At 61.6% G+C, this 9,262-nt stretch carries 8 protein-coding genes and 1 tRNA gene; 6 read left to right on the top strand and 3 right to left on the bottom strand.

The window, feature by feature from the left end:
• Window positions 1-42: 42 nt before the first annotated feature.
• Both OC610_RS14805 and OC610_RS14800 read right to left on the bottom strand, forming a co-directional pair.
• Complete coding sequence (locus OC610_RS14805) at window positions 43-627, bottom strand: hypothetical protein (protein WP_264428668.1); 585 nt, start codon at window positions 625-627, stop codon at window positions 43-45.
• A 19-nt stretch (window positions 628-646) separates the two neighbouring features.
• Window positions 647-1,258 carry a hypothetical protein gene (locus OC610_RS14800; RefSeq protein WP_264428666.1) on the bottom strand — a complete coding sequence of 204 codons (612 nt, stop codon included), beginning with the start codon at window positions 1,256-1,258 and terminating at the stop codon, window positions 647-649.
• 195 nt (window positions 1,259-1,453) lie between these two features.
• Here OC610_RS14800 and OC610_RS14795 point away from each other — a divergent pair, with 195 nt between their 5' ends.
• The 3 genes from OC610_RS14795 to OC610_RS14785 all read left to right on the top strand — a co-directional run bounded on the left by OC610_RS14795 (window position 1,454) and on the right by OC610_RS14785 (window position 4,436).
• The gene (locus OC610_RS14795) at window positions 1,454-3,130 is read left to right on the top strand and encodes a vWA domain-containing protein (RefSeq protein WP_264428665.1); all 1,677 of its coding nucleotides are present in this window, start codon (window positions 1,454-1,456) and stop codon (window positions 3,128-3,130) included.
• Between the two features lie 122 nt (window positions 3,131-3,252).
• Complete coding sequence (locus OC610_RS14790) at window positions 3,253-3,825, top strand: RNA polymerase sigma factor (RefSeq protein ID WP_264428664.1); 573 nt, start codon at window positions 3,253-3,255, stop codon at window positions 3,823-3,825.
• A complete protein-coding gene (locus OC610_RS14785) occupies window positions 3,822-4,436 on the top strand; it encodes a hypothetical protein (protein ID WP_264428662.1) in 615 nt (204 codons plus the stop codon). Before OC610_RS14790 ends, OC610_RS14785 begins: the two co-directional genes overlap by 4 nt.
• Before the next feature lie 64 nt (window positions 4,437-4,500).
• On the opposite strand, the gene OC610_RS14780 is transcribed toward OC610_RS14785, so the two are convergent.
• Window positions 4,501-4,577 (bottom strand) — tRNA-Arg (locus OC610_RS14780).
• A gap of 350 nt (window positions 4,578-4,927) precedes the next feature.
• Between OC610_RS14780 and gabD the strand changes: the two genes are divergently transcribed.
• The 3 genes from gabD (at window position 4,928) to OC610_RS14765 (ending at window position 9,182) form a co-directional block, all read left to right on the top strand.
• On the top strand, window positions 4,928-6,370 hold the full coding sequence (gabD, locus tag OC610_RS14775; RefSeq protein ID WP_264428661.1) for an NADP-dependent succinate-semialdehyde dehydrogenase: 1,443 nt from the start codon (window positions 4,928-4,930) through the stop codon (window positions 6,368-6,370).
• A gap of 171 nt (window positions 6,371-6,541) precedes the next feature.
• Window positions 6,542-7,819, top strand: a complete 1,278-nt coding sequence (gene gabT, locus OC610_RS14770; protein ID WP_249876663.1) for a 4-aminobutyrate--2-oxoglutarate transaminase — start codon at window positions 6,542-6,544, stop codon at window positions 7,817-7,819.
• A 148-nt stretch (window positions 7,820-7,967) separates the two neighbouring features.
• Window positions 7,968-9,182, top strand: coding sequence for a response regulator (locus OC610_RS14765; protein ID WP_264428660.1), 1,215 nt, complete (start codon window positions 7,968-7,970; stop codon window positions 9,180-9,182).
• Window positions 9,183-9,262: the final 80 nt, after the last annotated feature.

Here is a 9,262-nt window from a genome sequence, read left to right as displayed (position 1 = left end):
CCCTCGCCACAAGGACGCTCCCTGCGTTGTGCGGGCAGTCGATTACAGCAACCGCCGCTGCACTGCCTCTTCCAATGTGCTGCGCGTCAGCGCCTGCACCACATCGCGGGTGTCCTGCTGGAACGGAATACCGAAGATCAGCACCAAATGCATCCAGGTGCGTACCGATTCGCTTTTCTGCACACGCCCCAGCTCTTTACCGTCCTTGTCCTTGAACACGGTTTCGAGCGTAAAAGTATTCTCGGCTGTGGACGGGATAATGAAGAAGGTCGCGCCGGTGATAATGGCCGAAGCCATGCTGAACTGTTCGTTATTGCGCAGGGTCGCTTCGGCGTAGATGTCCGACTCCACCTTGTCGGTGCTGACCCGGGCAAAACGTCCGGAGTCGCGGAAAGTCTCGGCCACCGAGCTTTCCCACGCGGTGGCCTGGGCGCCCGAGGACGCGACGGCCGGGCCACTGTTGACCTGGTTCTGCGCAGTGGTGCGCACGAAGGCGGTTGGCTTGGATGCTGGGGCGGCTGCGGCAGGCGGCCAGGTTTTAACGTCCGGCAATTCGTGTTGCGAGTAAGACACGCAACCTGTCAGCAGCACGGCGGCCAATATGAAACTGTGTTTGATGAAGCCCATGGTGTCCTGCTCCTAGAAATTATTGCTTGGCCAGGCGCGCCGTGGCGTTGTCCATCAGTTGCGCCACCAACTGATTCAATTGCTGTGCCCCCATGGTCGGTGCCCAGTATTCGCGGCCATACAGGCCTACGTTGCGTTCAAGCTTGATCTCCTCCTTGGCGGACGCCAGTTCCTTGCCGTCGCGATCGACGATGCTCAGGTTTCCAGCGACGTCGAAAGTGTCGACGTAGATGGGACCGTTCACCCAGATCCAGATGGTCAGGGTCAGCAACGCGCCGGGGAAATAGCCCGGGTGCGGGGCGCGATGGCCTTTGAGGGAAGTCATGTCGAACTTGAGCAACACGTCATTCTCGCCCAGGCGCGTCGGGTATTGCGTGACCTGCTTGAAGTAGCCGCCAGTCTGCACGTATTGATCGAGCTGAGCCGTCAGGGAACGGCTGATGGCCGTGCGCGTGGCGTCGTTGACGTCCGGGGCTGAAACGGCCACATCGGCGATTTGCGCAGCACGCGGACTGCTGATCGGAGCAGGGTGCGCCGGAGCACCCACGGGGCCAGTGACGGTGTAGGACACGCAGCCGGTCATTGACAGGGTGGCGGCGAGGGCGGTGGCCTTGAGGAGTGTTTTGAGCACGGAATGTCCTTATAGGGGTGATGGCAATTTAGTGTCTCGATCTGGGGGCGGTAATTTGAGGGAAAATCGCAAAAGCATCAAGGACTAAGGAAGGGCTGCGAGGAGTCAGGAAATTATTTTCAAGCGGTTAACCCGAATCATGCAGGCCCTGCGTCTGACCTTGCGTACGGATCATCCATTCACGAGGTTCAGCCCATGTCCCGTCCACATCTCTTTATGCGTCCTGCTGCCCAAGGCTTCGCCGTGACTTTGCTGGTGACGTTGGCCGGTTGTGGGATGTCTTCGTCCCGGGAGACTGCCACGCCGTCCGAACCAGTGGCCGTGACACCCCGCATCGTGCCGCAAGGCGAGATCGTCGAAATGCACCCGTCGGCAGTCAAGCGCATGGCCATGAAGCCGACATTGATGCCCGCCCCAAGCGTGGCGAACGATGCCGTCGCCGCGGGTTACCGCGCCGAATCGCGCGAGCAGTACGAAAAACTGCCGGACAATCCCATCCATAGCGTTGCCGAAACGCCAGTCTCGACCTTCAGCGTGGATGTCGATACCGGCAGCTATGCCAATGTGCGACGTCTGCTCAACCAAGGTAGCCTGCCGCCCGAAGGTGCGGTGCGGCTGGAGGAGATGGTCAATTACTTTCCTTATAGCTACGCCCTCCCCACCGACGGTTCGCCCTTTGGCGTGACCACCGAAGTGGCCCCGTCACCGTGGAACCCCCACACCCGCTTGCTGCGCATCGGTATCAAGGCCAGCGACCGCGCCGTGGCGGACCTGGCGCCGGCCAACCTGGTCTTCCTGGTGGACGTTTCCGGTTCCATGGACCGTCGCGAAGGCCTGCCGCTGGTCAAGAGCACGCTCAAATTGTTGGTGGACCAATTGCGCGACCAGGACCGGGTGTCCCTGGTGGTTTACGCCGGCGAGTCCCGGGTGGTCCTCAAGCCCACCTCGGGTCGCGACAAGGTGGCAATCCGCAACGCCATCGATCAACTCGACGCCGGTGGTTCCACGGCGGGCGCTTCGGGTATCGAGCTGGCCTATCAGATGGCGCGGGAGAGCTTCATCGACAAAGGCATCAACCGCATCCTGCTGGCCACCGATGGTGACTTCAACGTCGGGGTCAGTGATTTCGATAGCCTCAAGCAGATGGCGGTGGACCAGCGCAAAAGCGGCGTCTCCCTGACGACGCTGGGCTTCGGTGTGGATAACTACAACGAACACTTGATGGAGCAATTGGCTGACGCTGGCGATGGTAACTACGCCTACATCGATAACCTGCTCGAAGCGCGCAAGGTCCTGGTGGATCAGCTCAGCTCCACCCTTGCGGTGGTGGCGCGGGATGTGAAGTTGCAGGTGGAATTCAACCCGGCCCAGGTCAGCGAATATCGCTTGCTGGGCTATGAAAACCGTGCCTTGAAGCGTGAGGATTTCAACAACGACAAAGTCGACGCAGGGGAGATTGGCGCTGGGCACACGGTGACGGCGCTGTACGAAATTGTCCCGAAGGGCGAACCGGGCTGGTTGGAACCACTGCGTTATGGCAACGCGCCGAAGTCGGACGGCAAGTCCGGTGAACTGGCGATGTTGCGTGTACGCTACAAACCGGTCGAGGGTGGCAGCAGTCGCTTGATCGAGCATCCAATCGCCAGTGCGCAGAGCGAAAAACAACCCAGCGATGACCTGCGCTTCGCCGCGTCCGTGGCCGCCTTTGCCCAGCAGCTCAAGGGCGATGGACGCTACACTGGCACGATGAGCCTGAAGGACACCGCGCAATTGGCGCGCTCGGCCCGCGGCGATGATCCGTTTGGGTTGCGCTCGGAGTTCGTGCAGTTGGTGGAGTTGGCCCAGAGCCTCGAGCCTGCGGCCAAGCGCTGATCCTGCGCATAACGAGGATCAAAATGTGGGAGCTGGCTTGCCTTCGCGGGCAAGCCCGGCTTCCACAGAGTCCTCTGCAACCGGCAGGCCGTGTTCTACATCGAAAGGAGTTCGCCCCCCACATGCCCGCTGCGCTTGATTCCCCCAGCGACGAATCGCTGCTGGCCCGCTACCGCGATGGCGACGGGGCTTCTTTCGAAGCCCTGTATGCACGTCATCGCCAAGGGCTCTATCGGTTCCTTGTGTCCCTGAGCAACAAGGCCGAACTGGCCGAGGAAGTGTTCCAGGACACTTGGCTCAGCCTGATTCGCAGCACCACCCAGCCACAAGGGCGAGCTAGTTTTCGGACCTGGCTGTTCCAGATCGCCCGCAACCGGTTGATTGACCACTGGCGCAAACACGGTGTCCACAATCCGTTGCATGACAGCTATGACGAGCAACTCCACGTCCAGCCCGACGACGCCAGCAGCCCCGAACACCAATTGAGCCTGAGCCGCGACCAGGCACGGCTCGATGCCGCCTTGCAGGCCTTGCCCGAGGATCAGCGGGAAGTGTTCCTGCTGCGCCTGCACGGCGAACTGGAATTGCCGCAAATTGCGGCGCTGACCGAAGCCCCGCTGGAAACGGTCAAGAGCCGCTTGCGTTACGCCCAACAGAAATTGCATCGACTGTTGGCCGAGGAGGTACCCGCATGATCGACCCCAAACATACCCCGGATCCCAACGATGAAAGGCTCATCGAGCATTTTCGCCAACACGCCAGCGGCGAACCGCCGGCCTCCCTGGACGCCTTTATCCTGGCTACCGCCCGACGCGAAGCCCCGGCGCCGCCGCCCAGCCTCTGGCAACGCTGGTTGCAAGCCTGTCAACGGCCGCGCTGGCAAATGGCATTCGCCACGGTCGCCGGTGTGGCGCTGATGATCGGCCTGGTGCTGCGTTCACCCGTTCCCGAGGATCATCCGTCCTCACTCGCATCCATGGAATTGTCCGCCGACCGGCAAGAACCCGCGGCTGCCGCAGCGCCGCCGGCCATGCCCGCGCCCGCACCGATCGTCCGCATGGCGCCCCAGGGCGAGTTGGCCCGGGCTCCGGCAAGCGCCGACCAGGCCCCGATGGAAAAGCCTGCCACGAAAATGAGCAAGGTCGCGCCGGCTGCGCTGCCATCGCTGGAGCAAGGCTTGATGGAAATCCTGCGTTTGCGTGAGGCGGGTGATGGAAAAGCCGCTGATGAAAAACTGCTGGCGCTGCACAAACGTTTCCCCAAGGAAGACTTGCCGGCGCGGTTGGAGGCGTTGCGCAGGCGTTGAGTAAAAAATAGGCAACAAAAAAACCCCAGTCCGCGAGGACTGGGGTTTTTTGATTTTCCATGTATGGTGCACCAGGCGGGATTCGAACCCACGACCCCTGCCTTCGGAGGGCAGTACTCTATCCAGCTGAGCTACTGGTGCAACGCGGGCGCCATGATACTCATAAGCATGGCAGGCGTCCATGCTGCTGATTTGCCGTTTGTTTCTGCCTCGCTCCGCGGCTGTTGGCTACGCTGATCAGAAAAAACAGGCAAATGCGGCTTTTTCGTTCTTTTTTTCGAACAGCCTATTGTCCCCGAACCCCATCGGCCCTAGGATTCGTTTGAGATTTCAAACGCTCTTGTCTGGGTGCTGAACCGCACGTCTGTGCTTATGTGCGTTATTTCTGTGCTTCAGCCCGGTGGATGATTTCCCTGACGGCAGCCCATAAGGCGCCTTTCTACAACTCTAATTCGCTCCGCGTGCGCGCGGTGCTGTTAAGGAAAGCCGACATGCAGCTTAAAGACACCCAGTTGTTCCGCCAGCAAGCCTTTATCGATGGCGCTTGGGTCGATGCGGACAATGGTCAGACGATCAAGGTCACCAACCCGGCAACGGGCGAAGTACTGGGCACGGTGCCGAAGATGGGCGCTGCCGAAACCCGTCGTGCGATTGAAGCCGCCGACAAGGCGCTGCCGGCCTGGCGTGCGTTGACCGCCAAGGAGCGCGCCAACAAGCTGCGCCGCTGGTACGAATTGCTGATCGAGAACCAGGACGACCTGGGTCGCCTGATGACCCTGGAGCAGGGCAAGCCGCTGGCCGAAGCCAAGGGCGAGATCGTCTACGCTGCCTCGTTCATCGAATGGTTCGCCGAAGAAGCCAAGCGCATCTACGGTGACGTGATTCCTGGCCACCAGCCCGACAAGCGCCTGATCGTGATCAAGCAGCCGATTGGCGTGACTGCGGCCATTACCCCATGGAACTTCCCGGCGGCGATGATCACCCGCAAGGCCGGCCCGGCCCTGGCTGCCGGTTGCACCATGGTCATCAAGCCCGCTTCGCAAACCCCATTCTCTGCCCTGGCCCTGGTGGAACTGGCGCACCGTGCGGGCATTCCGCAAGGCGTGCTGAGCGTGGTCACCGGCAGCGCCGGCGACATCGGCGGCGAGCTGACCAGCAACCCGACCGTGCGCAAGTTGTCCTTCACCGGCTCGACCGAGATCGGTCGCCAGCTGATGGCCGAATGCGCCAAGGACATCAAGAAAGTCTCCCTGGAACTGGGCGGCAACGCGCCGTTCATCGTGTTCGACGATGCAGACCTTGATAAGGCCGTCGAAGGCGCGATCATTTCCAAATACCGCAACAATGGCCAGACCTGTGTCTGCGCCAACCGCCTGTACATCCAGGATTCGGTGTACGACGCGTTCGCCGAAAAACTCAAGGCCGCAGTCGCCAAGCTCAAGATCGGCAACGGCCTGGAAGACGGCACCACCACTGGCCCGTTGATCGACGAAAAAGCCGTCGCCAAGGTCCAGGAACACATCGCCGATGCCGTCAGCAAAGGCGCCACCGTGCTGGCGGGCGGCAAGCAGATGGAAGGCAACTTCTTCGAGCCGACCATCCTGACCAACGTACCGAAAACCGCCGCCGTGGCGAAGGAAGAAACCTTCGGCCCGCTGGCGCCGCTGTTCCGCTTCAAAGACGAAGCCGAAGTGATCGCGATGTCCAACGACACCGAGTTCGGCCTGGCTTCGTACTTCTATGCTCGTGACCTGGGCCGTGTGTTCCGTGTGGCCGAAGCCCTGGAATACGGCATGGTTGGCGTCAACACCGGGTTGATCTCCAACGAAGTCGCGCCGTTCGGCGGTATCAAGGCTTCGGGCCTGGGCCGTGAAGGCTCCAAGTACGGCATCGAGGACTATCTGGAAATCAAATACCTCTGCCTGGGTATCTGATCTGCTTCAAGCGCAAAGGGCACGAGAGCGCTGTCCCTTTGCGCGTTTCACCTGTTCTGTTTCTTGTGGCCGGAACGCTGCGGCAGTCGATCATCGCATGCTGTCGCAGTTGCCTCCCCGCCATGTATTCCTTGAGCCACGCCGACCGATGAGCGGCGAATGAGGACTGTAATGAGCAAGACTAACGCTGACTTGATGGCCCGCCGTACCGCCGCTGTTCCACGTGGTGTCGGCCAGATTCACCCGATCTTCGCCGAATCGGCGAAGAACGCCACGGTAACCGACGTTGAAGGCCGCGAGTTCATCGATTTCGCCGGCGGTATCGCTGTGCTGAACACCGGCCACGTGCATCCGAAAATCATTGCCGCCGTGACCGAACAGCTGAACAAGCTGACCCACACCTGCTTCCAGGTCCTGGCCTACGAGCCGTACGTGGAACTGTGCGAAAAAATCAACGCCAAGGTCCCGGGTGATTTCGCCAAGAAAACCCTGCTGGTCACCACCGGTTCCGAAGCGGTGGAAAACGCCGTGAAGATCGCCCGCGCCGCCACTGGCCGCGCCGGTGTGATCGCCTTCACCGGCGCCTACCACGGTCGCACCATGATGACCCTGGGCCTGACCGGTAAAGTCGTGCCGTACTCGGCCGGCATGGGCCTGATGCCCGGCGGTATTTTCCGCGCGCTGTACCCGAACGAATTGCACGGCGTGAGCATCGACGATTCCATCGCCAGCATCGAACGCATCTTCAAGAACGACGCCGAGCCGCGCGACATCGCCGCCATCATCATCGAGCCGGTCCAGGGCGAGGGTGGTTTCTATGTGGCGCCGAAAGAATTCATGAAGCGCCTGCGCGCCCTGTGCGACCAGCACGGCATCCTGCTGATCGCTGATGAAGTGCAGACGGGTGCTGGCCGTACCGGCACCTTCTTCGCCATGGAACAGATGGGCGTTGCCGCCGACCTGACCACCTTCGCCAAATCCATCGCGGGCGGCTTCCCGCTGGCCGGTGTGTGCGGCAAGGCCGAGTACATGGATGCCATCGCACCGGGTGGCCTGGGCGGCACCTACGCGGGCAGCCCGATAGCTTGCGCCGCAGCGCTGGCGGTGATGGAAGTGTTCGAAGAAGAACACCTGCTGGATCGCTGCAAGGCCGTGGGCGAGCGCCTGGTGACTGGCCTCAAGGCTATCCAGAAGAAATACCCTGTGATTGGTGAAGTACGTGCCCTGGGCGCAATGATTGCCGTGGAACTGTTCGAAAATGGCGACAGCCACAAGCCGAACGCTGCCGCGGTGGCGCAAGTCGTCGCCAAGGCGCGTGACAAAGGCCTGATCCTGCTGTCCTGCGGCACTTACGGCAACGTCCTGCGGGTGCTGGTGCCGCTGACTTCGCCGGATGAGCAACTGGACAAGGGCCTGGCGATCATCGAAGAGTGCTTCTCCGAGCTCTGATATTCAAGAGCCTTGAGCTGTGCGTTGATCCACAAAAAACCCGCTTCGGCGGGTTTTTTCATGCCCGAGGAAAGAGGCCGGTGTTTTTGGGCTGTCTGGAACGGCCGCAATTGTCTAAGGTGCATGTATTGCAAGGGAGCGATGCGGCATGACTGCTGTGGATTTACCTGCTGTACCGCGTGTGCTGATCGCCGAGGCCGATCCAGCGTCCAGGGAACTGCTTGAGCAGGTCTTGTCACGCGTGCGTTGCGATGCGCGGGTGGACACCTGTGACGAGGGACGGCAGGCCTTGGAGCTGCTGGCGCACACCCCCTACGATCTGATAATCGCTGATTGGGAGTTGCCAGGTGTCGATGGCCTGAGCATTTTGCGCAGCTTGCGCCAGCAGCACCGTACGCCCGCGTTGCCGTTCATCCTGGTGAGCCGCCGCAACGACGGCGCCAGCGTGCGCGAGGTCTTGCCGCTGGCGCCGACGGCGTACCTGACCAAGCCCTTGAACCGCGAGAACCTGACCCAGCGTTTGCAAGGCTTGCTATTGAGCGGCGAAGACACTTCCAATCCCGCGCCAACCCCGGGGCCGGGGCTGACGTTGGCCACGTTCCTTGAGCGCCGACGGGACCTGGCAGAAGGCGCGCCGTTGATGACCGATGTGCAAGTGGCGATCAAGCGCAGCCTCAATCCCGGCGGGCTGGATCTGAAGCTGCTGGAAGAAGAGATCCGCACCGATCCGCAGATCACCGCCGTGCTGATCGCCGCGGCCAACAGCGCTGCCCAGCATCAGGGCGGCGGTCCGGTACAGACCGTGGCCCAGGCGTTGCACCAGCTCGGTACCGGACAGAGCATGAATCTGATCCTCGGCTTGACCATCAAGCGCTGTGCCAGGCTGAATGTTCCGTGCCTGGCGGACTATGCCGAACGTTATTGGGAGTTATCGCTGCACACTGCCGAGTACGCCCGGACGATCGCCCGGATGCTGGACCTGGAGCAGGAGCGCTGCTATTGCGCGGGCCTGCTGCATCGCTTGGGCGATCTGGCGCTGCTGCGCTGCCTGGAAGAATGGACGCAGGCCGGTGGCGATTTGGATGAGCCCGAGGAAGTCGGGGATTCCCTTGAACAGTTCGGCGCCGGTTTCGGCTCGGCGCTGCGCACCCGCTGGCGGCTGCCGCTGGAGCTGCGAGAGTTGATCGCGGCAGTGTATGGCCTGGGCGGTGGGGTTTATTCCCGCGAGGCGCTGGTGATGAACATGGCTGCGCAGATGGCCCATTTGCCATCTCATGAAGGCCTGGAAGAGCTCGCTCGGGGGCGCACGGCGCGTCTGCTGAAGATCGGGTTGCCGGAATTGATGCGGTTGCGCCGCCAGTAAGACCACCACCTGACCCTGTGGGAACAGCCCGCTGCCGCTGGCCTGCCTGTAGGAGCTGTGTACGAGCTGTGTAGGAGCTG

The sequence above is a fragment of the Pseudomonas agronomica genome, from assembly GCF_025917275.1.
Lineage (GTDB): Bacteria > Pseudomonadota > Gammaproteobacteria > Pseudomonadales > Pseudomonadaceae > Aquipseudomonas > Aquipseudomonas agronomica.
The sequence above is the reverse complement of the archived record's forward strand: the minus strand, read 5'-3'. Positions and strand labels throughout refer to the sequence as shown.

Bases quoted from the DNA above. Each gene is read 5' to 3' on its own strand.
- OC610_RS14805 (WP_264428668.1), bottom strand. From the start codon at position 627: ATGGGCTTCATCAAACACAGTTTCATATTGGCCGCCGTGCTGCTGACA.
- OC610_RS14795 (WP_264428665.1), top strand. From the start codon at position 1,454: ATGTCCCGTCCACATCTCTTTATGCGTCCTGCTGCCCAAGGCTTCGCC.
- OC610_RS14790 (WP_264428664.1), top strand. From the start codon at position 3,253: ATGCCCGCTGCGCTTGATTCCCCCAGCGACGAATCGCTGCTGGCCCGC.
- OC610_RS14785 (WP_264428662.1), top strand. From the start codon at position 3,822: ATGATCGACCCCAAACATACCCCGGATCCCAACGATGAAAGGCTCATC.
- gabD (WP_264428661.1), top strand. From the start codon at position 4,928: ATGCAGCTTAAAGACACCCAGTTGTTCCGCCAGCAAGCCTTTATCGAT.
- gabT (WP_249876663.1), top strand. From the start codon at position 6,542: ATGAGCAAGACTAACGCTGACTTGATGGCCCGCCGTACCGCCGCTGTT.
- OC610_RS14765 (WP_264428660.1), top strand. From the start codon at position 7,968: ATGACTGCTGTGGATTTACCTGCTGTACCGCGTGTGCTGATCGCCGAG.